The organism is Sphingobium sp. MK2 (genome assembly GCF_040170545.1).
Taxonomy (GTDB): Bacteria; Pseudomonadota; Alphaproteobacteria; order Sphingomonadales; family Sphingomonadaceae; genus Sphingobium.
In genome coordinates, this window is the sequence record NZ_JAZDXA010000011.1 from 73373 (window position 1) to 99829 (window position 26457).

Sequence of the window (26457 nt, forward strand, 5' to 3'; positions counted from 1 at the left end):
AATACATTCAGTGCCGGTATCCGATGCGCCCGGCAGGGGCGACCCACGGAGAGGAAAGCCACATGGAAGCTTATATTTACGACGCCGTCAGGACACCCCGTGGCCGGGGCAAGCCGGACGGTTCGCTGCACGAAATCACCCCCATCCAACTCGCGACCCAAGTGCTGGAAGCGATCCGCGATCGCACCGCGATCGACACGATCGATGTCGATGATGTCATTCTAGGTTGCGTGACGCCGGTCGGTGAGCAAGGCGCGGACATTGCCCGCACCGCCGTCCTCAATGCCGATTATGCCCTGACCACGCCGGGCGTGCAGGTCAACCGCTTCTGCGCCTCCGGCCTGGAGGCCGTGAACATCGCCGCGGCCAAGGTGCTGTCGGGCGAAGCCCTGTTCGCCATCGGGGGCGGCGTCGAATCCATGAGCCGCGTGCCGATGGCATCGGACGGCGGCGCGCTCGCCATGGACCCGGCGGTCGCGTACAAAACCTATTTCGCCCCCCAGGGCATCGGCGCCGACGTCATCGCCACCAAATTCGGCATCAGCCGCGACGATGCCGACGCCTATGCCGTCGAAAGCCAGAGGCGCGCCAAGATGGCGTGGGATGAAGGTCGTTTCGCCAAATCGATCGTCCCCGTCCGCGACGTGATGGGCCAGGTCGTCCTCGACCATGACGAACATATGCGCCCCGAAGCCACGATGCAGTCGCTCGGCGCGCTAAAGCCCGCTTTTACTGCGATGGGTGAGGAAATGCCCGGCTTCGACACCGTCGCCCTGCTCCGCTACCCCGAACTGGAGCGGGTCAACCATATCCACCATGCCGGCAATAGCAGCGGCATCGTCGATGGCGCGGCGGCCGTGCTGGTGGGCAATAAGGATATGGGCGACAAATATGGCCTCAAGCCTCGCGCCCGCATCCGCGCCATGGCCTCGATCGGCTCTGAACCGCTGATCATGCTGACCGGCCCGGAATTTGTCGCGGGTAAGCTGCTCGCCCGCGCAGGCATGACCACCGCCGACATCGACCTGTGGGAACTCAACGAAGCCTTCGCCAGCGTCGTGCTGCGTTACATGCAGGCGATGAAGCTCGACCATGACAAGATCAACGTCAATGGCGGCGCGATCGCCATGGGGCATCCGCTCGGCGCGACCGGCGCGATGGTGCTGGGCACCGCGCTCGACGAACTGGAACGATCGGGCAAAGGCACCGCGCTCATCAACCTGTGCGTCGGCGCAGGCATGGGCACCGGCATCATCATCGAGCGTATCTAACCCCCTTCTCCGTTCACCCTGAGCCTGTCGAAGGGCCTCTCTTCTTGAAGAAAAGTGCAAGGCTTCGACAAGCTCAGCCCGAACGGAATTTTAGAGGCAGCATCATCATGCAGACCATCGCATTCACCACCGACGCCGACGGCATCGCAACGCTGACGATCGACGTTCCCGACCAGTCGATGAACGTCATCGGCCCGGACTTCCTGGCCGATCTCGACACCGCCATCACCCGCATCGCGTCGGAAGACACGATCAAGGGCGCGGTCATTGCATCGGGCAAGGACAGCGGCTTCATGGCCGGCATGGACCTCAAATATTTCGGCTCCATGCTTGCGACCAAGGATGGCAGCCGCCCCGCGCCCGCCGCCATCTTCGACCAGGTTTTCGTCCTCAACCAACTCTTCCGTCGCCTCGAAACCTGCGGCAAGCCGGTGGCCTGCGCGATCGAAGGCACCTGCGTCGGTGGCGGCTTTGAACTCGCCCTCGCCTGCCATCGCCGCTTCGTCGGCGACAGCAGCAAGACCCAGCTTGGCCTGCCCGAAATCCTCATCGGCCTCTTCCCCGGCGGCGGCGGTTCGCAGCGTCTGCCGCGCCTGATGGGCGTGCAGGCCGCCCTCATGTATATGCTGCAGGGCAAGCTTTTCCGCCCCGCCGAAGCCGCCATGCTCAAGGTGGTGGATCAGGTCGTGCCGCAAGGCACGGCGGTCGAGGCGGCACGCGAATGGGTGAAGGCCAACCCCACTGCCAACACCCAGCCCTGGGACGTCAAAGGCTTCAAATTCCCCGGCGGCGTCGGTCAGTTCAACCCCGGCTTCGTCCAGACGATGGTCGGCGCGCTGCCCATGACGCTCAAGCAGACCCAGCGCAACATGAACGCGCCGATCGCCCTGCTCTCTGCCGTCTATGAAGGCGCGCAACTCCCCTTCGACCGCGCAATCCGCATCGAAAGCAAATATTTCGCTAGAGTGGCCGCCGATCCGCAGGCAAGCAACATGATCCGCAGCCTGTTCGTCAACAAACAGGCCGCCGAACGCGGCGCGCGTCGCCCCAAGGCTGAACCCAAGGTGCCCACCACGAAGCTCGCCATGCTCGGCGCGGGCATGATGGGCGCTGGCATCGCGACCGTCGCCGCGCAGGCGGGTATGGAGGTCGTGCTGTTCGACCGCGACATCGCCTATGCGGAAAAGGGCAAGGCCCATGTCGAAACGGTACTCAAGAAGCGCCTGGGCAAAGGGATGACGCCGGAGAAGATGGCGGCAACGCTCGCCCGCGTCACGCCCACCGCCGACTATGCCGATCTCGCCGGTGCGGACTTCGTGATCGAAGCGGTGTTCGAGGATGTCGCGATCAAGGCCGAAGTCACCAAACAGGTCGAAGCCGTCCTCGGCCCGGACGTCATCTTCGGCTCCAACACTTCCACCCTGCCGATCACCAAGCTGGCGGCCGCCTGGTCCAAGCCCGCCAATTTCATCGGCGTCCATTTCTTCTCGCCGGTCGAAAAGATGCCGCTGGTCGAAATCATCCTGGGCAAGAAAACCGGCCCGGCCGCCATTGCCAAGGCGCTCGATTTCGTCGCCCAGATCAAGAAGACGCCGATCGTCGTCAATGACAGCCGTGGCTTCTACACCTCGCGCTGCTTTGGCACCTATGTGCAGGAAGGCGCGGAACTGGTCGCCGAAGGGATCAACCCGGCGCTGCTCGAAAATGCCGGCAAGCAGCTTGGCATGCCGGTCGGCCCGCTCGCGGTCAGCGACGAAGTTTCGATCGAACTGGGCTATAAGGTCATGACGGCGGCGAAGAAGGAATTGGGCGACGCCTATGTCGTACAGCGTTCCGACGATGTCATGACGCAGATGGTCGAGCGCGACCGTCTGGGCCGCAAAAATGGCAAGGGCTGGTACGACTATCCCGAAGGCGGCAAGAAATTGCTGTGGTCGGGCATTGCTGACCTCTTCCCCCGCGCCGACGATCAGCCCGATGTCGAAGCGGTGAAGGAACGCCTCCTCTATCGCCAGTTGATCGAATGCGCCCGCTGCTATGAGGAAGGCGTGCTGGAAACGCCGGAAGATGGCGACATCGGCGCGATCTTCGGCTGGGGCTTTGCGCCATACACCGGCGGTCCCTTCGCGCATATGGACACGGTCGGCATCGCCCATGTCGTGGGTGTGCTGGATCGGCTGCGGGCCGCCCATGGCGACCGCTTCGCCGCCACCGAGCAATTGCGCGCCATGGCCGCCACCGGCGCAACCTTCTACCAGTCGGTGCCAGACCGCGCGGCGGCATGATCGGACTGTAAATCTTAACGACGCTAAGCTACGTCTCCCCGGCAGCAGTTGGGGAGACGTTTTTCTTATGCGCGAAAAGCCGACGATACTGGTCACGGGCGGCGCTGGCTATATCGGCAGCCATGCCGTGCTGGCGCTCAAAGACGCGGGCTATGGCGTGGTCGTGATCGACAATCTCGTCACCGGCTTCCGCTGGGCCGTGCCTGACGACGTGCCCTTCGTGCAGGGCGACATAGCCGACCAGCCGCTGGTCGAAGCGACGCTGCGCGACCATGGCATCACCGCGATCATGCATTTCGCCGGCTCCGTCGTGGTGCCGGAATCGGTCGAAAACCCGCTCAAATATTATCACAACAACAGCGCCAAGACCCGCGATCTGATCGACAGCGCGGTGCGCGTCGGCGTGCCCCATTTCATCTTTTCCTCGACCGCCGCCACCTATGGCACGCCAAACGTGGAAGCGGTGCGGGAAGACACCCCGCAACAGCCGATCAATCCCTACGGCATGTCCAAGCTGATGACCGAATATATGCTGCGCGATGTCGCAGCCGCGCATCCGATGAACTTTTGCGCGCTGCGCTATTTCAACGTCGCGGGAGCCGATCCGCAGGGACGCACCGGCCAATCGACGGCGGGCGCGACCCATTTGATCAAGGTCGCCGTCGAAGCCGCCCTGGGCAAGCGCGAGAGCGTCGCCATCTTCGGCACCGATTTCGCCACGCCCGACGGCACGGGCGTCCGCGACTATATCCATGTCAGCGACCTCGCCGCCGCCCATGTGCTGGCGCTCGAAGCCTTGATGGCGGAGCCGGAGCGCAATCATCTGCTCAACTGCGGCTATGGCCGGGGCTTTTCGGTGCTGGACGTCCTCGACGCCGTGGACCGCGCGACCAACAATCCCATCACGCGCATCATGGCCCCGCGCCGGGCGGGCGATCCCGCCGCGCTGATTTCGGACAATCGCGCCATCCTTTCCGCCTTCCCCTGGCAGCCCCGCTATGCCGATCTCGACCTGATCGTCGCCCATGCCCTCGCCTGGGAGCGCGCCCTGGAGACTCGCGCATGAGCGAAGCGTCGGTCCGCGCCTTCTTCGCCGCCCATGCGCCCGACGTGGCGATCATAGATCAAGGCGTCAGCACCGCCACTGTGCTGGAAGCCGCCGCGGCACTTGGCGTCGAACCCGCGCGCATCGCCAAGACCCTGTCCCTGCGCGTCGGCGACCAAGTCGTGCTGGTCTGTACGCGCGGCGACGCGCGCCTCAACAATGGCAAGGCCAAGGCCGCGCTCGGCGCAAAGCCCCGCATGCTCGGCGCGGATGAGGTCGAAGCGATCACCGGCCACCCGGTCGGCGGCGTCTGCCCGTTCGGTCTGACTGCGCTGCTTGCGATATATTGCGACATATCTTTGCAAGCCTTCGATACCGTCTTCCCCGCCGCCGGTTCCCGCACCACCTCGGTCGAACTGACGCCCGACCGGCTCGCCAGCTTGACCGGCGGACAATGGATCGACATCTGCACCCTCCCGGAAACAGGGGATTAATTTCCATGCCGACCGAACATCATTTCACCGACAGCGCCCAGGCCGCCGCCGACATCGCCGCCCGCGTCGCCGCCACATTGGAACAAGCCATCGCCACGCGCGGCGTCGCGACCCTCGCCCTGTCGGGCGGCCGCTCCCCCCGCCCGGTACTCGAATCACTGTCCGCTTCGCTGTCCGATTGGCGCAAGGTCATCGTCACCTTGGTCGATGAACGCTGGGTCGATCCCACCGACCCCGACAGCAATGAAAAGCTCGTCCGCGACACCTTGCTGCAAGGGCCAGCCGCCGCCGCGCGCTTCGTGCCGATGAAAAATGCCGCCGCCGACGCCTATCTCGGCCAGCCTGCGGCGGAAGCGGACTTCGCCGCGCTCCCATGGCCGCTCGACATCATCCTGCTCGGCATGGGCGATGACGGCCACACCGCCTCGCTCTTCCCAGAGGCCAGGGAACTGGATGAAGGCCTCTCCAGCACGGCACTGACCATCGCGGTCACGCCACCCGCCGCCCCGCACCAGCGGCTTTCGCTCACCGCCCACGCCATCCTGTCCAGCCGCTACATCTTCTTGCAGATCAGCGGCGCCGCGAAAAAAGCCGTCTATGATCGCGCCTTGGCGGGCGGCCCTGTCGAGGAACTGCCGATCCGCGTCGCCCTGTGCCAGGACGCTGTCCCGGTCGATGTCTGGATCAGCCAGTAAGCCCGGCCAGTTCCACCGCCCGCGCAAACACCGCTTCGAACATCTCCGCCGTCAGCCGCCCGGTATTCTGATTATAGCGCGAGCAATGATAGCTATCGATCAGCATCCGCCCGTCGGGCATGCGATGTTCGGCCAGATGGGCAAAGCGCGCCTTGGGCAATCGCCCGCCCAACACCTTGACCGCCGACTGGTGCGCGATCTGGCCGAGCGCCACGAACACCCGCGCATTGGGCAGCGCTGCAACGCCCTGCGCCAGAAACGGTCGGCACTTGTGCACTTCGTCGGGAACCGGCTTGTTCTGCGGCGGGAGGCAGCGCACCGAATTGATGATGATCGCGTCCTTCAGCACCAGCCCATCATCGACCCGCGCATCATAGACGCCCTCGCTCAGCCCAAATTTCGCCAGCGTCTCGAAGAATAATAGGCCCGAATCATCCCCGGTAAAGGGCCGCCCCGTCCGGTTCGCCCCCTGCTTGCCCGGCGCCAGCCCGATGATGCCGATCCGCGCCTGCGGATCGCCAAAGGCCGGCACCGGCGCATTCCACCAATCGGGATGTTCGACACGGCATTCCTCGCGCAAAGCGACAAGGCGCGGGCAGAGCGGACAGTCGCGCGGCGGTTCGGTCGGTTCAAGGGGGCTTTCCAGGATCATGGGCAGCAGATAGGCGCTGATCCATGGCGGACACAAGCACGCACATCTATGCCCTGGCGCTGGGATCGAACCGGCCGCTATCGGCACGCCGCACCCCTGCGCGCCTGCTCGACGAAGCGGCCGCGCTGATCGGACAGCAGATGCGCGTCATCGCGCTCGCCCCCACCATCGCAACGCCGCCCATGGGTCCATCCTCGCGCCTCTATGCCAATAGCGCGCTGCTGATCGAAAGCCCCCTGTCCCCGCCCGCTTTGCTCGCCCTGCTTCAATCGATCGAACACCGGCTCGGTCGCCGCCGCCATCGCCGCTGGGGCGCGCGCAGCGTCGATATCGACATCATCCTCTGGTCGGGCGGCATCTGGCGCAGTCGCCTGCTCACCATCCCCCATAGCGCCTTCCGCCAGCGCGCCTTCGTGCTGACCCCGCTCGTCGCCATCGCCCCGCGCTGGCGCGATCCACTTTCAGGCCTCACCGTCCGCCATCTGCACGCCCGCCTGCAAAAGCACACGCGAAGAGGTTGACCATCGCCATCGCCGCCATTAGGGCGACCTCCACCGCTAAACGGGTCCATAGCTCAGTCGGTAGAGCAACTGACTTTTAATCAGTAGGTCGCTGGTTCGAACCCAGCTGGACTCACCAGTGTTTTCAAGGGGTTAAGACGCAAGAAAGCGCTCCCAAAAGAACCAAATTCTTCTGAAAACGCGCTTTAGTCTGCATTTAGTCTGCAACTGGTAATGCTTGGCTGTCACCTTGCATTTTTAGTCTGCAGCTAGGATGTCATCGGGAAAATAAGTGACATTATGGATTGACACATTGCATTCGGGGCGCTAGTCAAAATCATCACTGATTGCGATCATTATATCACTCTTTCGAGGGTTTGTCGAGTCGCGCCTATTCGGAGACCATATGTCGGACGCTTCCCCATTTCCGCTCCCCTATGACTACAACTCCATCTTCGATGATGTCCGCTGGAAGGAGTTGCCGGAAGATGGTCATCCCTTCATCCCGATGACATCACTCCCAAAGACCTCATCGGTCGCGGAGCGCAGCACCCTCCTCCAGACGCCTTACCATCTCGACGACATCTCCGAGGACAAGACCCATCACGACCTGCTGGAGATGCCGCACGGACGCGCCCTGATCCAGAAGCGTCTCAACGATCTACAGGCCCGTTATTACGAGGCGGCCACCGGCGCATCGATCACGACGGCCAATCCGCCGGTCGAACCGCTGTCGATCGACGCCATGCTCGAATGGTTTCGGGTAATGGACGAGATGATGCACCGCTCAAAGGCTGATCAGATCAAGAAGCTGATGCAGGCGGGCGTGATGGTCACCGTCAACCGCAACATGCCGGACGGCACGATGGTGATGACGGTCGGCCGCGACTACGAGCGCGCCGTCGAGATCGCCCTTGAAGAGTTCGCCAAGGAGAAGGCTCGTGGCTAAGCGCTTCGGCCGCAATCAGAAGCGTGTCCTCCTCGCCCAGATCGCGAAGCTGCAGGACACGATCGATAACCTTCGGGGCGTCATCTACGAACCCGCCACGGGGAAGTATCCCAGCCTTACCTCCATGGGCTCCGTGATCGAGCAGAAGGTCACTGACGAGAAGTCCAACTACCAGATCAAGCGCAAGGCGGAACTGGTGCTCTGGCTCGGCGGAGGCACGGGCACCGATCTCCACGAGTGGCACCGCTACAGCCGCAACCTCATCGAATGGGATGGCCTCGTCTGGATCATGACCGCGATCGACTTCGATCATAATCGGGGATTCCTCGGAGACGGTCAAGTCACGGTCGATCTCCTCGCTCTGGGTAAAGGTCAGGCGCGCGTCACCCATCGCTTCGAAACCCGACACTCTGTGGTTGGCAGTATGGGTCGATCGATGCGTAACACCATCTCGAACCGCCACTTCGTGGAGTTCGATAGCTCCTACCGAGGGCTGGCACAGTGACCGGCGGCCTCCGCTTCAAGAAGGGCGATGTCATCACCAACGACGACGGCCGCTTCTACATGGTCACCGCGATGGATGTCGTCGTCACGCTTCGAATGACCGAGATGACTCCAGACGCCGCCGCGCCCGCCAGCTTCATTGTCCGCGAAGACATGAATGATCCTGTCTTCGATCGCTTCACCCGCCTGCTCCCCGAAGGAACCCAAGAATGAACCCCGGCAACATCCAGCCCCACCCCGACGCTCCGAACGACTATATCGTCTTCAAGGCCCCGCCGGGCATGGAAAACTGCGTGGACCTCGGTTACCGCCTCGTCTCTGTCAAAGGGCGCTACGCGCTCATGACCGAGTTCGTGCCGGACGAAGAGGACCTGCGTCTCATGAACGCGGGTCAGCCGGTCCGCTTCATGATGCACCTGATCACCGACAAAGAGGGAAAGCCGGTGGTCCCGCCCATCGCGATCTGGGGCAAAGGCGAGGACGAAATCTGATGGCGCTGATCATGGGCGATCTTGGCGACTCGAAGCTCTCAGCGTTGGCCCGGCGTGATCCCAAGGGTTGGAATGATCGCATTTTCGAGGAGCCGAACCATCGGCACTATGGTCCGGTGCGGCGGTTGCATATCATTCTGATGCAGATCACCGAGAACTACTCCTCGATCGACAGCCTGTTCGCGGCCGACAACGATATGACGTGGGACACGCTTCTCTCGTTCCATCTCGCACAGAATCGGAGCGAGCCGGAAGCCCAGCGCCGGGTGATCTCGGAATGGCTTTTCTACGCTGACTGGCAAGAGCAATAAAAAGGCCCGGATCGCTCCGGGCCTTTTTATTGTGCAGCAAGCTCTTTGAGGACATCCAGCCCGTATCGATCGACGTAGGCGAAAATGATCCGCACATAGTAGGGAGCGCCGGAGCCATGCTCCTCCTCCCAAATCCTGACGCCTCGATCCTTGCTCTTGTGACCCAGCAAGAAGCCAAGGTCCTCTTGTCTCAGGCCGTGACGCACACGGAAGGCCACCACTTCTTCACGCGAGACTTTCTCCGCTGTCATCACCCTCGCCTTTTGCTGGAAATCCGCGAGAGGCTTTAGCGCACCAGTGGTTGCTAAGGAAAGCTCTTGCATCATAATCCTTGTTGATCCGCAATCCGTTTGCGGACCTCATCCATGGAGATGGGTGCGTAATCGGTATGTTCCACGGATACACACAAATAGCGCGGATTCAATACGTTCTCAAGGTCAGGTGACGGACTTGGCATCATCACCCGGCCGTCGTGTAGGTGCCCATGGACGTTTGCGGACCAGCGCTCCTTGAGGCTTTCCTCATGGATCGGGATGTGGGACATGACGAGCCCGTCCATGATCCGGTAGGCCGCGATGTCATAGAAGTAGGGCGCGTAGTCCTTGAGCTTGAGGATGTCGTGATTGCCCTTGATCAGCTTCTTCTTGCCGTTCAGGCGAGCGAGGATCGGAAGTGCAGCCTTTTTCATCACCACGTCGCCAAGGACGTAGACCTTTGCCCCGGTCGCGGGGACGACGGCATTCCACCGCTCGACCATCGCTTCATCCATTTCAGCAGTGCGACGCTCACGCTCTTGCGGGCTCATGTCCCGATCGACGCGCCCCCACGGCCGGAGCGGGCGACCGTCCTGACCAGCGAAGGTGACCATCGATAGCTGACTGAGATGAGGATCAGCGATTACAAACTGCTCAGCCATACCGGGTCATTCCAACATTACCTTTTCCATCCATACAGTCTCCTTTCTATGTGAGTGACAGTCTCGCTATACGTCACAGGAAGATTTTGTCAAATGGAAAAGCGCCCCACCTTTCGATGGAGCGCTTCATGGACTTGATGATGGATGTCTTAGCCTACAGCGTCAGGGTCAGGCCGGGCAGGCGGATCGAGCGGTGCCGGGGCAATGACACCGGCCGACTTCCCGAAGCTGGGAACGATCAACTGCCAAAGCTGGGTGAACACCTTGATAGGGGCTTTGCGAAACTCTTCCGAGGCGTTGAAGAAGCCGATCAGGACATTTTCCGCCATCACTGCCGCGACACCACAGATCGGGTAGACCCACTTGCTGTCGTGGAAGATGTGCCCGGCCAGCGCCGCGCCTCCCCCGCCGATGATGCAGCCGATCAACAGGGCATACCAAGTGCGCCGCGACCCGTCGATGATCGAGCGCAGGAGGACGAGCATTGCACCGGCGACGCCGATCCAGACTTCATTGGCGATCTGGTTATCCGAGAACACGTTTGGGACCCCAAACATAAATATCGTTGCCTTTATTTGCAGAGAGAGTCCGCTTGATGAAAAGATGAGCGGAGATCAGGAGGCATCCGACACCTGAATGGATCACCATCCACCGACCACTTTCGGGGAGGGCGTATTGCCAATTCCAGTCGATCCCATAGAGCACGAGGGATGCGAGATGGGCCATCGAGAAGATGGTCGAGAAGGTTACCCAGACATAGAGGACAGCGTTTTGCTTCCCCTGAAAGATGTCTTTGGTTGTGAAATTCCAGTCCTTCCCGCTGCCAACGGCAACGATCCCGGACAGAAGGGCAAGGGCGCTACAGACCGTTGCCAGAATGACAAGGAACATGAGGACTGTTCTCAATGGGAGGAGTTATGCCGATAGGCGGCTAAGCAACCGATTATACCCGACATCCAACAAAAAAGCAACCAAGGACTCCACGTCCAAGGTTGCTCTTTGTTCCATCAGTTGGTAGGCGAGATTTACTATCGCCATCCCTTCGTGAGGTGAAACTCACGCATTTCACCCGTTTCTGGATGCAGCTTCATGATGATCCGTGCTTTTGCCGTGCCGGACTTACCCATGCCCGGTCCTTTCAAAGCGGCGGCCCGTTTCTTTTTCGCGATCTTACGAATGAGGTTGCTCAAAATGCGTTTTCTTTCATCATGTTACGCAGGAGCGTCCCGCCGGACGGTCCCAGCTTGTAGCGGAAGATGAGGTTGCCGAATTTCGGCATCACCTCCACGAGATAACGGCGCTCCACCAGATCGCGAACGAAGGGCTGGATCGCCTCTTCTTTCTGCCGAGCGAATGTCGCTATATCGACAAGGCGCGGGGGCTGCTTACCGATACGCTTGGCAAGCTCGGCGGCCATTAAGACCTTCAAATGCCACGCCCCAAGGTTGCGCTCGTCGAAGTGCCGTATCCCGGTGATCATCGCCTGCATGGCGAGGACCTCAGGGTCAGGGTGTCCTAGAACCTCAATCGGCGAGGACAAGTTGCTTTGCTTCTTCGGCATCGCGACCTCCATAACTATCCGCGAACGCCTCGAAACGCTCCTTAATGATCGCGTAAAGGGATGGAGCGACCTCCTTGAGCTTCGCCCTTTCGAGACCGAGGCTGATCTCACCCTCCGCCGTGACAGGGACCACGATCTGACTACCACCATCGAGCATGTCCTCAATCTTGTTGAGAGCGTCGATGACGCTGTTACGGTCAGTCAGGTTCCCCTCTTGGAAGAAGGAGCCCGGAGCCATGGAGCCCACCCGTTTGGTCGGAACGCCGAACGCATTGGGCTCATAGCGAATGATCGCCTGCCCGCCGCGCCCGACGCCTCGCACATTGTCGCCGAAGATGAAGACAAGCGTGGGGTGCTGCTGGCAAAGCTCTTCGCTATACCAGCCGCTGTATCGAATGATCTGCGCCATGCTCATCCCTTCACATTCAAAATCTGGCGCAGACGGAACATGACCTCGACGAGATCGGACTGAGCATCCATGACCGCACCGATTGGCTTATAGGCCGCCGGGCTCTCGTCGAGGATGTCAGCGTCAAGGCGTGCCTCGATCCCCTCCATCGCCTTGGCGTGCTCCTCCATGGTGATGAGCTTCTTCGCCTTGGTCCGGCTCATCACTCGTCCAGCACCATGCGAACAGGAACAGAAGCTGTCCTTGTTGCCCAGCCCACGCACGATGAAGCTGCCGGTGCCCATGCTGCCGGGAATGATGCCGAGCGTGCCCTCACGAGCCTGCACGGCACCCTTGCGGGTGACATGGACGTTCTCGCCGAAATGCTGCTCCTTGGTCACATAATTGTGATGGCAGTTGATCGCGTGCTGCTCGGTCATGAACGGCGGGAAGACCTTGTGGAGGACGCCAAGAACGGCCTCCATCATTGCCTTCCGGTTCTCCATAGCGAACCCCTGCGCCCAATCGACCGCCGAGACATAATCGTCATAGACCTCGGTGTGCTCGACCAGATAGGACAAGTCGGAATCCGGCAGGTAGCGGTCGATATGATACCGCTCCATCTCGCGCTTCGCCTTCTCGATGAAGTAGGTGCCGATCGCGTTACCGATCCCGCGCGACCCAGAGTGCAGCATCACCCACAACCGCTGCTCCTCGTCGAGGCAAAGCTCGATGAAGTGGTTGCCGGTGCCAAGCGTCCCCAGATGCGACCACGGATGACGCTTCGGCTCGATCTTGGGATGCTTGGCGATGATCGCCTTATATTCCTTGTCGATAGCGTTCCAGCGGTTCGCGTTCGAAGCGGCGATGTTACCCCACGAACCGGGATCACGTCCTGACCGAATCTGCTGATCGGTGCCGCGCCCATGGGGAACAGCCGCCTCGATCATCCCACGAACATGGGCGAGATTGTCCGGCAGCATCGAAGCCGTCAGCGAGGTCCGAACCGCCATCATGCCGCAGCCGATGTCCACGCCCACGGCCGCCGGGATGATCGCGCCCTTGGTTGCGATGACGGTGCCGACCGTCGAACCCTTGCCAGCATGGGCATCCGGCATCACTGCCACATGCTTATGAATGAACGGCATCGCTGCCATATTGCGTATCTGCGTCATGGCCTCGGCCTCGAAAGGGAAACCTTCCGGCTCCCACAACTTCACGAGGCGCTTGCCGCCATGGGCATCAGAAAACTGCTCGACCTTCATGTTATCTCCTCTTCTGTTTTTCAGTTGCAGCAGGGTGCGTCCCAGCGATGGGACTGTTCGTTGGCAGGGGGACCACCGGCGCGCCGGTCGCGGACCCGCGTCCATCGGCGAGTGATGATGTGCCGTTCAGCGATGTCGTCTTGATCGATACCGATGACCGTCAAGCCAGCTTCAAGGAAAAGCTCGATCGAACGAGCCTGCTCTTCACGCCAGCGCTCGTTATCCGAGAGGTAGAAGACGACCTTGGCAATCTTCGCCTGAATGATGTTGACCGCGCACCGGATGCACGGAGCAAACGTCGAATAGAGGGTGTAACCCACGACACGCTCTGGAGCGAACAAGAGCGCGTTCAACTCGGCATGGATCGTGAGGTCATATTTGGTCGGGCGATCGTTCAGACGATCTTGCGTGTCGGCGATACCTTGTGGAAAGCCATTCGTGCCCCAAGAGCAAGGTGTCCGATCCGGGCGGACAATCACACACCCGACCTTGGTGGACGGGTCCTTTGACTCCTCAGCATATTTTTTGGCCATTTCGAGCCAGAACTGGTCATTCCACTGCGACACTACGATCTCCAAATCGTCGATTAAAACCCTCCCCGCTCTTCCATCGGGGAGGGTTACTTCGGAAAGAGCGGCGAGTTGGCCGCCAATTGTTACTTTTTCATTGACGCCTCCATGATTTAGAGGGTGTTGTCGTAACCAGAGGTGAACGACAACCGTGCTGCCACTTGGAGTCCTAGTGACATCTCAAGTGACTGTCAACGATTCGTGTGACATTTTTAATGACGAACGCGAAACGCTTTGACAGTCTCTTCGGACATGGCTTCGATGTGCAGACCCTTGGTCTCAAGCAGCTTCGCCCGCGCTTCGGACAGTGGCGGGAAGCGGAACATGCGGCGAAGGTTCTGCTGGCCTTCGACAGCCACCTTCGTCTCCTGCGCCCCGAACCAATCGGTGACCACGGCCGAAATATCGTCGTAGCTCGTCTTGGCTTTGTCGGACGCGAACCGGAGCCGGACATAATCTTCGACGGCGGCCCGCATGTGGACGGCAGGGATCATCGTCGATTCATGCGTCTTGAGTTCGATCGCCGGAACCTTGTCGTCGTGGGTCTCGTAGACGCCGGACTTCACCAGTTCGAGCATGAACTTCTGAACACCCGTCAATGACTCGATCTGCTGCTGCTGGAGATGCGAGGTCGCTGGTGGATTGTAGAGCGAAGACCAAGAATCGTTGACCGGGTTCCACGTCATCAGGTCGTGCATGAGCGCTTCGAGCCCGCCATGCTTTTCCATCTGTTCACGCATCGCGCCGAAGAAGGCGAGATCGCCCCGGCGGGTGCTGTTACACCGCAGCACGAAGAAGCGGCGCTCATCCTTCAACGAGGCAGGGACCACCCACTCACTGTTCGAGATCAGCGCGAGGCGGGTGTAGTTTTCCGACTGGATCGGGTCGTAGCCTTTGCGTTCGATCAGGACCGACTTGTTGGTGATCATGTCCTTCATCACACCTTCGGCCTGCGGGTCGGCGGCCCAGAAGGCTTCTTCGCAGACCATCAGGAGGCAGGTGGCGATATGACCATTGAACTGGCCGACGATCTGCTTGCGCTGGGACACCGTGATCCCGTGGCGTCCCAGAAGCTGGTTGATATAATCGAACAGGGTGGACTTGCCGACGCCCTTCTCACCAGTTACGACAACCGTTGAGCCGGGCTTGCGATCAGGCTGCTGGAACAGATGCGCCAACCACGTCATGAACCACTCGAAATATTCCGGCTTGGACTCGCACATGTTTTCGAAGATGTGCGCCCGGAGCATCGACCAGTCGCCCTTCACCGGCACCGTTGCGTTATCCAACGTGTTCTCCCAAGTGGTCGGAACAGCCGCGTATGGCCAACCGCGAAACAGATTGTAGATGTCCTTGGGCGTCCGGCGGCCGGGCGCAAACACCACATTGCGATAGGTGCGGCGCTTCTCCCATTCGAGCCATAGCTTGAATGCCTCGAACTTCTGCGCCTTGCCTTTACCCTTCTCGCCGCCGCTCCAGATGACCCGTTGCCGCTCATAAAGCGACACGTCGTTCTGGGTCTCGAACGTCACATCCTCCTCCGGCGATAGCGGCTCTACGAGGATGCGGACGCCGCCGCTGGTCCGGACGACTGCGTATTTTCGATTAAGATAGTGAAGAATGGACTCTTCGTCGTCGCCCTCAGGCTCATCCGGAATGGTTTCCGCCACAAGCACTTGGCCACCGTCGTCAGCAGATACCACCGCGTTGCGACGTGGAGGTGGGCTACGATCATCCTCTTCTTCATCCTCTTCAAGTTCGATACGATAGGAGCGGTTCTGGAGGTCCTTCGCGGTGATCACCTCTTGGTCGATCAGTTCGCGGAGAAAGTCCAAACGGTCCCGGCCGGAGCAGGCATTGTGGACGCAGTGGAAGGTGAACCCACCCTCAAACCCATCAGCCTGATTGTCGGAGGCATTGACGACATAGGTGCCGCCGCCGCCAAAACTGGTATGTTCGTTTTCGAATGGGCACTCGACATGGACGCCCGGCTTCCCGCCGGTGCGGGGTTCACGCATGAACTCGCCGCCGACCACCTCTTCGAGCATCTGCTCGACCTCGAAGACCTTGGCGTGTTTGGCCGCCCACGGCCGCAGGTCGAAGCCGCTCTCGGTGACGTAGCGACCACGATCGTCCTCATCGTCTTCACCGGCGTCGGTGAAGGCGTTCTGCGCGACGGCGCGACGCTTACCGTCCTTGCCGCGCTTCATCTTCACCCGGTCGAACTTGTCGAGGTCCAGTGGATCGCCGACGATATGCCACGAGCCGAAGGAGGTGCTCCCCTTTGCGTGGCGAGGGCCGTAGAACAGGCGCGCCGGATCGACGCACTTCTCGTCGAAGAACAAGCCAAGGTCGGTGCAGAAACCGGCGTAGCGCTCCTTCCACTCGGCGATGGCGTCCTGCTGGGTTCCGCCGCGCTTGGAGAAGACAAAAGGCTCCGCCAAAGGGAACACGGCGCGGAACTTCGGCATCGGCTGATGCTGCACGAGAATGACGACGCCTTCCTCGGTGTGTTGGGCATCGTCGAGGATCGTGCAACCCTCCACGATCGCAGGCAGCACGCCCTTCACCTGCATGAGATATTCCGCCACGGTCTCCGGGGTCGCCACCATTTCCCCGGACCACTTGAAGAAGTGATCGCGTTTGATGACGCTGGTGTCCTTGAGATGGCTATGGGTGGTATAGATCACCGCTTCCAAGCCATGCTTGCGGATCGTGTCCTGCACATCCTTGAGCGGCGCGCCGCTGTCCAGATCGACGCCAAGGATGTGGTTCACGATCATCGCCGCCGCCTTGCGGTGGCCGTTGGCGCACTCACCCTGCAGGAAGCAAGCGCCGTCCTTACCGCCCTCTTTGTGATCGCGCAGATAATCGGTGAACTGACCGAAGGTGGATTTGATACCCTTCCATTTGCCCTGCAATTCGTCACGGCGGCGGCCGTTGGCCAGCGTGATCTCGGTCCGCGAAGCAGGCGTCTCGATATTGAGGTCTTCGGGGAGATAAAATGCGACAGCGGCTTCGCCTGACAAATCGCCGATCAGGATGTCCAAAGGCACCATATGAATACCGGTCGGTTGGTCCGGGACAGCTACACCGTCGAGAAGAAAGATCATCCCCTCGTCGAGTGGGATAGACGGAGCCGGTTCCACCACGGCCGGGTTCCCGGCGACGAACAGACCGACCGCTTCCCCTTCATCGGTCACCAGATCAAGGCTTGGATTATCCATGCCGAGGATCGCGGCCTCGGCCTTATTGAAGTCGTCGAAGAGCACCTCATCGTGGCGATCGACCACACGGATGCAGCCCTGTGTGTGCCCAAAGAGACTGTCGAGAATTTTTGCGATTTTTGCCATGGGAACTCAGGAAAAGAGGGGAGTGAGGGAGGAGAAGTGGGCGTGGTGGATTTCGCCGCCTGATGCGAGATCGTGGAGGCTGGCGGCCTTGACCGCTTCCACAGCATTTGCGCCGTGGGCCATCGCCCCCATGGCGAAGAAACCGCCGGAACCGATCGCCGTGTAGTTGGCTTCGATCTCCAACAGCCCATGCTCATCGAACTCGAAGATGCGCCCATCACTATCAAGGAACAGCGCGGAGAACTCCTTACGGTTTTCCACCAACACTTCGGGCAAATTGTCGGGAGCACACCCCGCCTCCGCCCATTGTTCGAGCGGGCGGCGGAGGTTGCCCATTCCTGCCAAGGCGACATAGAACCGACCGCAGCGAGCGATCTTGTTCTTCGTGCCATTGTGGAATGTGCGGTAGGAGATGCGGGTGTCGGCAGCGATAATGCCGTCCCGGATGGCGATGGTCGTCAAAGCGCGATTCCATTGATGTCGGGATCGCTTAGCTACGGGAAGACAGGCCAAGTGTCAAGTCAGAATGTCACATGCAAGATTCTGAATGACCATGAAAAAGCCCGGCCGCACTAGGCGACCGGGCTCGTTTTTCTAATGCCGCTCTTTCCGGCTGTCAGGCTCATGCCGTTCAAAACAGGGCCGTGTATATCATTTCAACGGTCCTGATCAGTCGATCCGTATGTGGGCACCCACGCACAATTCAGGTGGAGACCGGGCACGGTCGCGGGGGAGGCGACCTGCGGTCAGGGGGCGGGGCGTGTGCCCGGCCTCCGCCTGAATTGTGTGGCCCGTTCTGTTGCTCGGTGGGCCAGTCCGCACCCAAAGGAGTTGATCCCTCTAGGAATTTACCGAGCACAGTTTAGTCCGAAGACCTCACATTCGCCCGGCTGAGATCACGCCGCGAGGCGCATCTCGACAACTTCGTTGTCGTTGACGGTTAAGTCGGTTTGATCCGCATGACGGGCGGTGTCTAAACGGGTCGCGTCCTTCTCTCCGCTCGGCGTGTCGATCCTGTTTCACCCCCAGCAAGGATGATGGAAGCTAAGCCACGGCTTGCTCATATGACATCTCGAAGAGTATCACCCATCATCCATGGTGGAGGTGGCGGGTTCTGCCCCCGCGTCCACACCTTGCATTGATCGTCCGATTACGACCATATCTGTGTGACCCTGCGCCCCGTGGTAAGAACCACGGTCGATAACGGCACGTAGGGCCAACCTGTTTGCCATCACTGGCAATGTGAGCCCTCGAAGCTCGCCGGGGCACTACTCCCAGCTACGCCGCCCTAGTGTTGAGCAACATACCGCTACCGGCGGTTCAGGCCGGGCGCTTATGCAAGAGGTCTCGCATTGCGAGTGATGCTCGGCACCAGTGCAGATGATCATTCCTGCGCTGGTGCCCTGAACGGTGGTGGCGCATTCGGGCTTTGTAGGCCTTTTCCTCATCGTCACCGGGAGGAGGTTCCTCCACATCGCCGCAGCCCCGATGTCATTTTCACTATGCGAATCGACATCTGGAGTCAACACTCTTTTGAAATGCTCTCCAATTATTTTGACTTGATCCGCACACTTACGGTTTGGCCGAGCAGACGCCCGCCTTCCGTGGTGACGCGGAACAGGATCGGACAGGTCTCCCCCTCCTCCCCCGCCGACAGCCAGACTGTGAGGCGATTGTCCGTGAATGAGTAGCTGTCGATATGGACAGACCCTTCCACGACCGAAACCTCCAGCACTGCCGCGATCCGATCTCCCGGAACCATGCGGCTGGAATAGTCCACCACATAGTCGAGAACCTCATCAGGGTCTTTCGGGGTCTTCCATTTGATGCTCATACGAATGCGATCCGGTTTTCTGCTGCTAGGGAGACTTCACGATCTTCTTGCTCAAGAAGGACGGTGCGATCTTCGGTTTCTAGGGAGACGGTGCGATCCTCGGCCGGGAGGAACGTGGCGCGATCGTCCGGCGTCGGAATGTTGCTGCTGAACGACAGCGACACCATGCGCCCGCTGACGCCTCCAGACGCCTCCATCTGCGAGGTAAGGACGACCGCTGCAAACCATGTAGACAGGGTTGAAGTGCCAAGGGACCGCATCGCCCCACCCCGGATGGTGATACCATCAAAGCGGGCGATCACATCTCCCAACGCCCGCACACGGCCGGTGGCGAACTCAAGCTCCCGGAACGTGCCGATCGACGAACCCGACGCTGCCATATCCGCTGGCACGGTGACATCGAAGGGTCCGAAAGAGGCCTGCGATGTCCCCGCAGCATCCATGCGGATAGGAACGATCCCGCTCATATCCGCAACGCTCATCCCCGCGCTCGACATTTCGCTCGAAACGAAAGCACTCGCGAGAAGACGGAAGGAAGCCGTTTCATAGCTGGGCGCGGAGACCATCCGGGCACCCACGATCCGATGCCCGATGAAGCTACCGATGCTGGTGCCGCCGGTGCCGGTCGAGAACTCACCTTCGCCTTGCTCGAAAGCACGCGAGATCATCACATCACTGGCAACACCCTCGGCGCTGATGGCCGCCCCGGCAATCGCTCGCCCTGTAAAGCCACCGCCTGTGCTCCCCGACGACGAGAACGTCGCAGCAGCCTCCTGAAATGCGATGCTGTGAAACTCAGGCTCAGGCGCTTGGCTTAGGGAATAGATTTGCGACGTGATGAGCGGCAGCGCGTTCATGCTGCTGGTAGCTACACCTCCGGCATTACGCATTTCACCGACACGATAGGTCTGTGATTGCATATAGCAAACCGGCGTAGCCCCTGCTGCTGACAAGGAGGCTGCAACGGTCTTCGCACCCTCGAATGCGGCATTTGCCTCACCAGAAGAAGCGCAATCCGCGCTGACAATCTGTCCTTCCAGAGACGAAGCGACGAGGTTTTTGATGATGCCGTAGCGCGATCCTACACCGACATGTCCCGCGTCCGTGATGGGCGCGTCGGTATCCTCATATGCACCGTATAGGACACCATCTCGGAAGACAGTGATGACACTATCGAAGATCGTCACCTCAATCGAGGCGTAGGCATCATCGGTTGGCACAAGCGAGCCATTCGAGATGGTAGCCAAGGTGACACGGGAACCACCGACGCTCTTATAGATTGCGACGCTGGAGATGGCACAGCTTACAAAATAGCAATTCCGTGCGGCAGGATCGAGTCGGAGTGCGACACCGGCGGTGCCACCAGAGAGGAAGCGTGCAACATCAAACGTCACGCTGTAGTTTGGGCTAGGTGCTGCTACGTCATTATAGCCGATAGCGCCGGGTGTCGTCGTCGAAGACGAGCGGACACCAGCGCCAGTTGCTTGCACATTGAGGACGGCACTGACGTAGCCCATGCTGCTGCTGAACGCAGCAGACTGGACCCATGATCCGCCAACGTCTGCAGCCCAGCCGTTGAGGGCTGTGGCTGAGCCGCTACCGAAAAAGTCGTCTTGCAGGAAGACAGCCAAGGATCAAACTCCTCTAAGAGGAAGGATCAGTCCTCGGTGATGGTCCCTGTGGTGGACATGCGGGGAGTGATGCCATTGCCGCAGACGATGTTGGGAGTGACCGTGCCGGAATAGAGCAAGGTGCCTGCGCCATTTGGCGCGGTGCCGATACCAAAATGGGTCGCGGTGCCGCCCCCACCGGTGCCTGTCGGGAAGTCGATGTTCGCGGCCGGACTGACCGCGTTGCCCGTCACCTGCCAACCCTCTGCCGTGCGGGCAACAGCGACACGCGCATAGTTGGTGTAGGTGATCTCGCTGGTGGACTGCGTGCCTGCGTCGCCGGGGTCGGCGGTGTGCAACGACACATAGAGACTGGTCAGGGGCGCAACGCCAGCGTTGTCCGCCATGTTGGCGATACCGGTGCCGTTGAAGAGAAGCGCCAGAATGGCGTTCTCAAGGAAATTGCTCTTGGACATGATGGCCCTCAGGTTATGGATGTCGATGTGGAGGAAGGCACCCAAAGGGAGGGATGCGAGTGCGGCATAATAGCGGATTAACTCGCGGAAGTCAATGTGGACTTCTGAATATGGCACCGGTGCGAGGAATCGAACCCCGGACGCGCGGGTTTGGAATCCGCCGCTCTCCCACTGAGCTACACCGATATGGAGCCGCCTTCCCGGATCGAACGGGAGATGCCGGGGTTGCAATCCGGAGCCTTGCCACTCGGCCAAGGCGGCATAGGATGGAGGAGAGTGAGGGGATCGAACCCTCGCAGCCTTGCGGCTACCGCTCCGTAGCAGGGAGGTGCGTTACCACTCCGCCAACTCTCCAATTCTGGTTCCCCGCCGAGGACTCGAACCTCGATCTCCCGGTCCAGAGCCGGGCGTCCTACCATTGAACGAACGGGAAATAGCCGCAGGGCTTAGGGGTGACCGGCGGGTCTCGAACCCGCTATCTCCGGAATCACAATCCGGCACGTCATCCAGTTCTGCCTCGGCCACACCTGAGACCTGCGTAGATGGAGCCCGGTGAGAGAATCGAACTCTCGTCCTCGCGTTACGACGGCGTAGCTCTACCATTGAGCTAACCGGGCATTGGAACTATCGCGCATGTGAGATGCGCGATAGTTATTGAACCGAAGGCGGGGTAACCCTTGGATTGACCCATTTTCGGTAACTGGTGGGGACGGAGGGACTTGAACCCTCAAGCCATATGGCGGCGGGCTCTCGACCCGCTGCGTTTACCGATTTCACCACATCCCCATGAGATGGTAGCCTGCCCCGGACTCGAACCGGGATGACCTTTCGGTCGCTCGCTTCTGAGGCGAGTGCGTCTGCATTTCACCAGCAGGCCAAACCATGGTGGGAGGTGAGAGAATTTGCACTCTCACAGGTCCGAAGACCGTCCGCTTTACAGGCGTGTGGGCTCACTCGTGCCCAGCCCTCCCGAAACTGAAATTCTCCTTGGAAAACAAAAAAGCGCCAGACCCGCTTGGGGACTGACGCTGGAAACTTTTGGCAGAGGGTGGAGGAATCGAACCCCCAACCTTTTCAGGATTGGCCCGGCTTTCGAAACCGGTTTGCACCCTGTGCGCCACCCTCCACAATGTGGGAGCGGCGCGTCAGAACCACTCCCTTAGAGGGATGAACTCGATAGCTGTTGGCAATAATGCCAAAGCGTTAGCAAGGTGTGGGTCTGTGTCATGATGGGGAGTTTAACCGATTCGTGTGATAGTGTCAACAACAAAGTGACATCTTTACTGAAAATGGTGGTAAGGGCTGGAATCGAACCAGCGCCGCCCGGTTTTTCAAACCGGCGCTCTACCTCTGAGCTACCTCACCAATGATGGAGGCCCGCGTCGGACTCGAACCGACAACCTATCCCTTCGTAGGGGACTGCACGTCCAGTTGTGCTTCCGGGCCAAGAGAATTTGGAGCGACATAGGAGGATCGAACTCCTGACGCGCGGACTGGAAAACCGCCGCTCTACCGCTGAGCTAATGTCGCTCGAAATTCTCATCACTGCCATGGTGCCCCCGGCGGGACTCGAACCCGCTTTACCGGCGTGAAAAACCAGCCTCTTACCCATAGAGGACGGGGGCATTATGGCATTTTGAATGGTAGCCCCACCGGGACTCGAACCCGGTTTACCGCCGTGAGAGGGCGGCCTCTTACCCATAGAGGATGGGGCCATGTTGGAGGAATGGCGGTTCTGATGGGGCTTGAACCCACGGCCTTCGAGTTGACAACCCGACGCTCTGACCAACTGAGCTACAGAACCAAGACGGGAGCGGTGAGGACCGAGTTGACGATCGCCGCCCCGTCGTCATCGCGATCGACGAACGAGGCAGGTTTACTCACCGCAAAAGATGGAGCGGGCGACGGGGATCGAACCCGTGTTTCCTCCATGGCAAGGAGGTGTCCTACCGCTGGACGACGCCTGCATTAAACTGGTGGGCCGGGTGGGTCTCGAACCCACCACCTTGAGGTTAAAAGCCCCCTGCTCTGCCTACTGAGCTACCGGCCCGAAAGCCGAGAACAACGAAAAACGCCCCACCGGGCGATCGGTAGGGCGTTTGAAGTCTGATGTCGTTTTGGTGGATCAGGTAGGGCTTGAACCTACCGCCTTGGGAGTAAGAATCCCCTGCTCTACCTACTGAGCTACTGATCCGTCAGAACGACACCAGCAGCAAAGGCACGCTACCGGTTAGAGGCTAAAACCTCGTTCGCCTTCTCGGCGATCTCGTTTGAATCCGAAGCGCATGATAGAGACTTTCAATTCCGTTAGGGCCATTTGGCCGTTGAAGTGTGAATGGTAACTGATAGTGGTCAGACTGTCAACAACTATTTTCAGACTGTCACTTGAATTTTGGTTGTGATGGCAGGGCTCGAACCTGCGACACGCGGATTATCGGTCCGCTGCTCTACCAACTGAGCTACACCACAATGGTTCGCGTGGCAGGCCTCGAACCTGCGACCACCCGGTTAACAGCCGGGCACTCTACCAACTGAGCTACACGCAAACAGCAACCTTAAAGGCTGCGAAACTGGTGGAGAAGGTCGGAGTCGAACCGACGCGCTTCCGCTTGCAAAACGGGTGCTCTACCTCTGAGCTACATCCCCATCGAGGTGGGCTCGCAGGGTCTCGGATTTCCGCCCGAACTTCGCGTCCCATACCTACCGCGTCCGACAGGCTCGATCTTGAAACTGGTAGCAGGACCGTGCAGCCTTCGATCGTATCGGGAGCGTTGGGATGTCATCCCACCTGCCCGGCGTGTCGATCCCTGCATGGACCTGCTCTTACCGGACGACGAACTCCGGCGTTTCGGCTCGTCGAGCCTCTATCTGGTGCGTCGTGATGGGTTTGAACCACCGGCATCCTGCATGTCATACAGGCGCTCTACCACTGAGCTAACGACGCATGGTTGAGGATGACGGGATCGAACCGCCGCACAAGGCATGTGAAACCCCTGCTCTACCGCTGAGCTAATCCTCATCGCGTGATCCATCCGATTTTACGGATACCGGGATCGAAATTCGGCGCTCTACCACTAAGCTACTCCCTGCTCGGCAGGGAGGCCGGGATCGAACCGGCGTCTCCATGAAAGCGCTCTTCCACTAAGCTACATCCCGGATCAGGGGATGGTCGGGATCGAACCGACGCTTCTTCCTACTCTGGTGCCAGACGGGTGGATTTGAACCACCGACCTGCGGCTTATGAGGCCGTCGCTCTTCCGGGCTGAGCTACACTGGCATAAAATGGTCTGGAGGGCAGGATTTGAACCTGCGACATCACGCTTCCAAAGCGCACGCTCTACCGGGCTGAGCCACCCCCAGATGGAACACGAAAAAGGGGACCAAGATTGCCTTGGTCCCCTATACGGTTCGGGTTTTTATGTGTGAGACCGGACCTTAGTCTCCCACCCCTGCGGCACGCGCCATCGCATTCACCGGCATGGCGACCGGTGCGATATTGGCGTTGATGATTGCGGGGGTGAACATGGGAAGTCTCGAAATCCTTGAAGCGACATTGCCGCGAATTGAAGCCGAATGATATGCGCAAACTGTCAGTATGTCAAGCACAAATAACACTCATAATGAAAAAAGTTGGGGCAGGGGAACCGCTTCCCCTGCCCCTTTCCCACGGGAGACAACCGCTGGGAAATTCGTCAGCCCTGTTTGGACACACGCCGCTCTGGCGTCTGATCAGGGTCTTTCCAGATGTGGACGCCTTTGACAAGGGGGCCTTTCTCGTCTGGATAATGGTCCATACCCTTGCGCGTCATGAACTTTATGTAGCGAGGTCCCCGGTGCCGCTTCCGAGCGGCGGCGATGGCGGCATTAGGGTTCTCGCTTTCCGGAATGAAGATGGACATGCCGGTGATGTTGCCGTCTGCATCTTTCGAGGCAGTCTCCAACTGGCTGAACGGCCACCGCTCCTCATCGAAAGGGCGACCACCCCGACCCGGCGCTGTGCGAATCTTGATCATAGGATGAGCGCCACCGGCCGCCTGAGGCGCAGTGCTGTCACCGGCCTGCTTGCGCCGTGGCGTGGTTTTCTTCTCCTTGGTCGCTTCCGTGCTCATGACAGTCTCCTCTTTGCTGTTGCGGCTTGGTTATGAGATTCGGTCAACCGGGTCAACGAGAAAGTTGATCCAGTTAGGAAAGATATTCCACCCTATACGGCAAATACCATATTGCTCACGTCATCAGATGGCTCAATGTAAGCCTCCGTTGTTTCCAGCCGCGAGTGACCGAGAAGACGCTGCACGTCACGCAGCGAGTTATGGAAGTTGTTCGCAGAGCGCGCCATGTTCGTGCCGAACGTCCGGCGGCCGGAGTGACTGGAGCATCCAGTGAAGCCAGCAGCGGCGTAGAGCTTCCAGAACCATGTGGTCAAGACAGCCGGAGTCATCGGCTTGTCACGCTTGTAACGGCCGATCGCGAAATGCTTCTCGTTGGGATAGTTGAACCGGAACTCCTTGAGCGCATCGCGGATTGCCGGATGCATCGGGATGACCCGCTCGTTCTTCTTCTTGCCGACGTTGGCAAACACGGTGATGTATTTCGCGATGCGGCCTTCGGAGTCCGTGACAGCCTTCATATCCATCTTCGCGATCTCACCGGCTCGCAGCCCAGCCTTGTGGCTTAGCAGGAGCAGCAGCCGGTCGCGGACAGGCATGGAGCTATTGTGGGTGATGTAGTCGAGCAGCATATCCAACTGCTCTTTTGTCAGGGTCTTTGCCCGTTTTACAGCCATTGGTTGTCTCCCTCATCGTGATTCGATAAGGGAGTTTTATGTGGAGTATCTGGTGGAGTCAACACACATCCAACAGATACTCCATATTGATGGTTAATGGATGAACGTGAATGGAGGAGTAGGTTTCCCCTCGTGGAGGTGGCGGCGATGCCAGTAGAGCTTGTTGAGCGCCAGCATGAACCACGCTGACTTCAATTCAAAGCTCTCCGGCTCGATGAGCCCGCTATAGAAGGCAGCAGAGAGAAACTGGCTTTGCAGCTTCAACAGATGGATCGCGGCTTCGACGATGCTGGTGTCGTCGGAGGTCAGCACCTCTTCATAAGGGAAGACGGTCGTAAGATCGATCTCATCGACCTCGAACACCTGAGCGATATAGCGCACCCGATCGACATTGCTGACACCATCATCTGGCGAAGGGGCAGCATTCTCGCACAGATTTTTCGCAATTTGGTTCAGATCATTCACTAAGATTTCGCTCCATGGTCGCTACAACGACAGCGTTCAT

29 protein-coding genes, 26 tRNA genes and 1 other RNA gene are annotated in these 26457 nt (G+C 59.8%); 12 read left to right on the forward strand and 44 right to left on the reverse strand.

The window, feature by feature from the left end:
- Positions 1-62 precede the first annotated feature (62 nt).
- The 5 genes from V2I08_RS07295 to pgl all read left to right on the forward strand — a co-directional run bounded on the left by V2I08_RS07295 (position 63) and on the right by pgl (position 5790).
- Positions 63-1271, forward strand: coding sequence for an acetyl-CoA C-acetyltransferase (locus V2I08_RS07295; RefSeq protein ID WP_349634518.1), 1209 nt, complete (start codon positions 63-65; stop codon positions 1269-1271).
- 107 nt (positions 1272-1378) lie between these two features.
- Positions 1379-3556, forward strand: a complete 2178-nt coding sequence (locus tag V2I08_RS07300) for a 3-hydroxyacyl-CoA dehydrogenase NAD-binding domain-containing protein (RefSeq protein WP_349634519.1) — start codon at positions 1379-1381, stop codon at positions 3554-3556.
- 67 nt (positions 3557-3623) lie between these two features.
- The gene (gene galE / locus V2I08_RS07305; protein WP_349634520.1) at positions 3624-4622 is read left to right on the forward strand and encodes a UDP-glucose 4-epimerase GalE; all 999 of its coding nucleotides are present in this window, start codon (positions 3624-3626) and stop codon (positions 4620-4622) included.
- A complete protein-coding gene (locus V2I08_RS07310) occupies positions 4619-5095 on the forward strand; it encodes a YbaK/EbsC family protein (RefSeq protein ID WP_349634521.1) in 477 nt (158 codons plus the stop codon). The genes galE and V2I08_RS07310 overlap by 4 nt, the downstream gene beginning before the upstream one ends.
- Before the next feature lie 5 nt (positions 5096-5100).
- Entirely contained in the window at positions 5101-5790 is a 690-nt protein-coding gene (gene pgl / locus V2I08_RS07315; RefSeq protein WP_349634522.1) for a 6-phosphogluconolactonase, read from the forward strand.
- On the opposite strand, the gene V2I08_RS07320 is transcribed toward pgl, so the two are convergent.
- Positions 5780-6442 carry a uracil-DNA glycosylase gene (locus tag V2I08_RS07320; protein WP_349634523.1) on the reverse strand — a complete coding sequence of 221 codons (663 nt, stop codon included), beginning with the start codon at positions 6440-6442 and terminating at the stop codon, positions 5780-5782. The genes pgl and V2I08_RS07320 overlap by 11 nt on opposite strands.
- A 23-nt stretch (positions 6443-6465) precedes the next feature.
- Here V2I08_RS07320 and folK point away from each other — a divergent pair, with 23 nt between their 5' ends.
- The 7 genes from folK (at position 6466) to V2I08_RS07355 (ending at position 9197) form a co-directional block, all read left to right on the forward strand.
- The gene (folK, locus tag V2I08_RS07325; protein ID WP_349634524.1) at positions 6466-6963 is read left to right on the forward strand and encodes a 2-amino-4-hydroxy-6-hydroxymethyldihydropteridine diphosphokinase; all 498 of its coding nucleotides are present in this window, start codon (positions 6466-6468) and stop codon (positions 6961-6963) included.
- 42 nt (positions 6964-7005) lie between these two features.
- Positions 7006-7081 (forward strand) — tRNA-Lys (locus V2I08_RS07330).
- A gap of 267 nt (positions 7082-7348) precedes the next feature.
- Positions 7349-7891, forward strand: a complete 543-nt coding sequence (locus V2I08_RS07335; protein WP_349634525.1) for a hypothetical protein — start codon at positions 7349-7351, stop codon at positions 7889-7891.
- Positions 7884-8396 carry a hypothetical protein gene (locus V2I08_RS07340; protein WP_349634526.1) on the forward strand — a complete coding sequence of 171 codons (513 nt, stop codon included), beginning with the start codon at positions 7884-7886 and terminating at the stop codon, positions 8394-8396. The genes V2I08_RS07335 and V2I08_RS07340 overlap by 8 nt, the downstream gene beginning before the upstream one ends.
- Entirely contained in the window at positions 8393-8608 is a 216-nt protein-coding gene (locus V2I08_RS07345) for a hypothetical protein (protein ID WP_349634527.1), read from the forward strand. Before V2I08_RS07340 ends, V2I08_RS07345 begins: the two co-directional genes overlap by 4 nt.
- Positions 8605-8886 (forward strand): hypothetical protein, encoded by a 282-nt coding sequence (locus tag V2I08_RS07350; RefSeq protein ID WP_349634528.1) that lies wholly within the window; start codon positions 8605-8607, stop codon positions 8884-8886. Before V2I08_RS07345 ends, V2I08_RS07350 begins: the two co-directional genes overlap by 4 nt.
- On the forward strand, positions 8886-9197 hold the full coding sequence (locus V2I08_RS07355) for a hypothetical protein (protein WP_349634529.1): 312 nt from the start codon (positions 8886-8888) through the stop codon (positions 9195-9197). Before V2I08_RS07350 ends, V2I08_RS07355 begins: the two co-directional genes overlap by 1 nt.
- Positions 9198-9223: 26 nt before the next feature.
- Here V2I08_RS07355 and V2I08_RS07360 read toward each other — a convergent pair whose 3' ends face one another.
- From V2I08_RS07360 to V2I08_RS07570, 43 genes are all read right to left on the reverse strand, one after another.
- Positions 9224-9523, reverse strand: coding sequence for a hypothetical protein (locus V2I08_RS07360; protein ID WP_349634530.1), 300 nt, complete (start codon positions 9521-9523; stop codon positions 9224-9226).
- Complete coding sequence (locus V2I08_RS07365; RefSeq protein WP_349634531.1) at positions 9520-10113, reverse strand: hypothetical protein; 594 nt, start codon at positions 10111-10113, stop codon at positions 9520-9522. Before V2I08_RS07365 ends, V2I08_RS07360 begins: the two co-directional genes overlap by 4 nt.
- 149 nt (positions 10114-10262) lie before the next feature.
- Complete coding sequence (locus V2I08_RS07370; protein WP_349634532.1) at positions 10263-10652, reverse strand: hypothetical protein; 390 nt, start codon at positions 10650-10652, stop codon at positions 10263-10265.
- Positions 10639-11004, reverse strand: coding sequence for a hypothetical protein (locus V2I08_RS07375; protein WP_349634533.1), 366 nt, complete (start codon positions 11002-11004; stop codon positions 10639-10641). Before V2I08_RS07375 ends, V2I08_RS07370 begins: the two co-directional genes overlap by 14 nt.
- 137 nt (positions 11005-11141) lie before the next feature.
- Complete coding sequence (locus V2I08_RS07380) at positions 11142-11303, reverse strand: hypothetical protein (RefSeq protein WP_349634534.1); 162 nt, start codon at positions 11301-11303, stop codon at positions 11142-11144.
- Positions 11300-11674 carry a hypothetical protein gene (locus tag V2I08_RS07385; protein WP_349634535.1) on the reverse strand — a complete coding sequence of 125 codons (375 nt, stop codon included), beginning with the start codon at positions 11672-11674 and terminating at the stop codon, positions 11300-11302. The genes V2I08_RS07380 and V2I08_RS07385 overlap by 4 nt, the downstream gene beginning before the upstream one ends.
- A complete protein-coding gene (locus V2I08_RS07390) occupies positions 11637-12083 on the reverse strand; it encodes a hypothetical protein (protein WP_349634536.1) in 447 nt (148 codons plus the stop codon). The genes V2I08_RS07385 and V2I08_RS07390 overlap by 38 nt, the downstream gene beginning before the upstream one ends.
- A gap of 2 nt (positions 12084-12085) precedes the next feature.
- A complete protein-coding gene (locus tag V2I08_RS07395; protein ID WP_349634537.1) occupies positions 12086-13327 on the reverse strand; it encodes an RtcB family protein in 1242 nt (413 codons plus the stop codon).
- A gap of 20 nt (positions 13328-13347) precedes the next feature.
- The gene (locus V2I08_RS07400; RefSeq protein ID WP_349634538.1) at positions 13348-13905 is read right to left on the reverse strand and encodes a deaminase; all 558 of its coding nucleotides are present in this window, start codon (positions 13903-13905) and stop codon (positions 13348-13350) included.
- Positions 13906-14108: 203 nt separating this feature from the next.
- Complete coding sequence (locus V2I08_RS07405) at positions 14109-17249, reverse strand: primase-helicase family protein (protein WP_349634539.1); 3141 nt, start codon at positions 17247-17249, stop codon at positions 14109-14111.
- Between the two features lie 6 nt (positions 17250-17255).
- On the reverse strand, positions 17256-17711 hold the full coding sequence (locus V2I08_RS07410; RefSeq protein ID WP_349634540.1) for a hypothetical protein: 456 nt from the start codon (positions 17709-17711) through the stop codon (positions 17256-17258).
- A 321-nt stretch (positions 17712-18032) separates the two neighbouring features.
- Positions 18033-18463, reverse strand: a transfer-messenger RNA (tmRNA) gene (gene ssrA, locus V2I08_RS07415).
- A 335-nt stretch (positions 18464-18798) separates the two neighbouring features.
- Positions 18799-19083, reverse strand: coding sequence for a hypothetical protein (locus V2I08_RS07420; RefSeq protein WP_349634541.1), 285 nt, complete (start codon positions 19081-19083; stop codon positions 18799-18801).
- Entirely contained in the window at positions 19080-20714 is a 1635-nt protein-coding gene (locus V2I08_RS07425; protein ID WP_349634542.1) for a hypothetical protein, read from the reverse strand. Before V2I08_RS07425 ends, V2I08_RS07420 begins: the two co-directional genes overlap by 4 nt.
- Before the next feature lie 26 nt (positions 20715-20740).
- Positions 20741-21169, reverse strand: coding sequence for a hypothetical protein (locus V2I08_RS07430; protein WP_349634543.1), 429 nt, complete (start codon positions 21167-21169; stop codon positions 20741-20743).
- Positions 21170-21280: 111 nt separating this feature from the next.
- Positions 21281-21355, reverse strand: a tRNA-Trp gene (locus V2I08_RS07435).
- Position 21356: 1 nt separating this feature from the next.
- A tRNA-Cys gene (locus tag V2I08_RS07440) sits at positions 21357-21430 on the reverse strand.
- A gap of 6 nt (positions 21431-21436) precedes the next feature.
- Positions 21437-21523 (reverse strand) — tRNA-Ser (locus V2I08_RS07445).
- 5 nt (positions 21524-21528) lie between these two features.
- Positions 21529-21602, reverse strand: a tRNA-Gln gene (locus V2I08_RS07450).
- A gap of 18 nt (positions 21603-21620) precedes the next feature.
- Positions 21621-21694: transfer RNA gene (locus V2I08_RS07455), tRNA-His, on the reverse strand.
- A gap of 18 nt (positions 21695-21712) precedes the next feature.
- Positions 21713-21786, reverse strand: a tRNA-Thr gene (locus V2I08_RS07460).
- Between the two features lie 84 nt (positions 21787-21870).
- Positions 21871-21955 (reverse strand) — tRNA-Leu (locus V2I08_RS07465).
- Positions 21956-21961: 6 nt separating this feature from the next.
- A tRNA-Leu gene (locus V2I08_RS07470) sits at positions 21962-22046 on the reverse strand.
- A gap of 6 nt (positions 22047-22052) precedes the next feature.
- Positions 22053-22140, reverse strand: a tRNA-Tyr gene (locus V2I08_RS07475).
- A 319-nt stretch (positions 22141-22459) separates the two neighbouring features.
- Positions 22460-22534, reverse strand: a tRNA-Phe gene (locus V2I08_RS07480).
- A gap of 5 nt (positions 22535-22539) precedes the next feature.
- Positions 22540-22615 (reverse strand) — tRNA-Arg (locus V2I08_RS07485).
- Between the two features lie 9 nt (positions 22616-22624).
- A tRNA-Gly gene (locus tag V2I08_RS07490) sits at positions 22625-22699 on the reverse strand.
- 21 nt (positions 22700-22720) lie between these two features.
- Positions 22721-22794: transfer RNA gene (locus V2I08_RS07495), tRNA-Glu, on the reverse strand.
- A 16-nt stretch (positions 22795-22810) separates the two neighbouring features.
- Positions 22811-22884 (reverse strand) — tRNA-Glu (locus V2I08_RS07500).
- Between the two features lie 12 nt (positions 22885-22896).
- Positions 22897-22973, reverse strand: a tRNA-Asp gene (locus V2I08_RS07505).
- Between the two features lie 89 nt (positions 22974-23062).
- Positions 23063-23136, reverse strand: a tRNA-Gly gene (locus V2I08_RS07510).
- Between the two features lie 7 nt (positions 23137-23143).
- Positions 23144-23219, reverse strand: a tRNA-Lys gene (locus V2I08_RS07515).
- A gap of 68 nt (positions 23220-23287) precedes the next feature.
- Positions 23288-23363, reverse strand: a tRNA-Lys gene (locus V2I08_RS07520).
- Positions 23364-23562: 199 nt separating this feature from the next.
- Positions 23563-23638: transfer RNA gene (locus V2I08_RS07525), tRNA-Ile, on the reverse strand.
- A gap of 1 nt (position 23639) precedes the next feature.
- Positions 23640-23715 (reverse strand) — tRNA-Asn (locus tag V2I08_RS07530).
- 25 nt (positions 23716-23740) lie between these two features.
- Positions 23741-23815 (reverse strand) — tRNA-Ala (locus V2I08_RS07535).
- Positions 23816-24038: 223 nt separating this feature from the next.
- Positions 24039-24113, reverse strand: a tRNA-Val gene (locus tag V2I08_RS07540).
- Position 24114: 1 nt separating this feature from the next.
- Positions 24115-24188, reverse strand: a tRNA-Val gene (locus V2I08_RS07545).
- A gap of 180 nt (positions 24189-24368) precedes the next feature.
- Positions 24369-24446: transfer RNA gene (locus V2I08_RS07550), tRNA-Met, on the reverse strand.
- A gap of 6 nt (positions 24447-24452) precedes the next feature.
- Positions 24453-24529 (reverse strand) — tRNA-Pro (locus tag V2I08_RS07555).
- Between the two features lie 332 nt (positions 24530-24861).
- Positions 24862-25278 carry a hypothetical protein gene (locus V2I08_RS07560; protein ID WP_349634544.1) on the reverse strand — a complete coding sequence of 139 codons (417 nt, stop codon included), beginning with the start codon at positions 25276-25278 and terminating at the stop codon, positions 24862-24864.
- A 92-nt stretch (positions 25279-25370) separates the two neighbouring features.
- Entirely contained in the window at positions 25371-25952 is a 582-nt protein-coding gene (locus tag V2I08_RS07565) for a site-specific integrase (RefSeq protein WP_349634545.1), read from the reverse strand.
- A gap of 93 nt (positions 25953-26045) precedes the next feature.
- Positions 26046-26417 (reverse strand): hypothetical protein, encoded by a 372-nt coding sequence (locus tag V2I08_RS07570; RefSeq protein WP_349634546.1) that lies wholly within the window; start codon positions 26415-26417, stop codon positions 26046-26048.
- Positions 26418-26457: the final 40 nt, after the last annotated feature.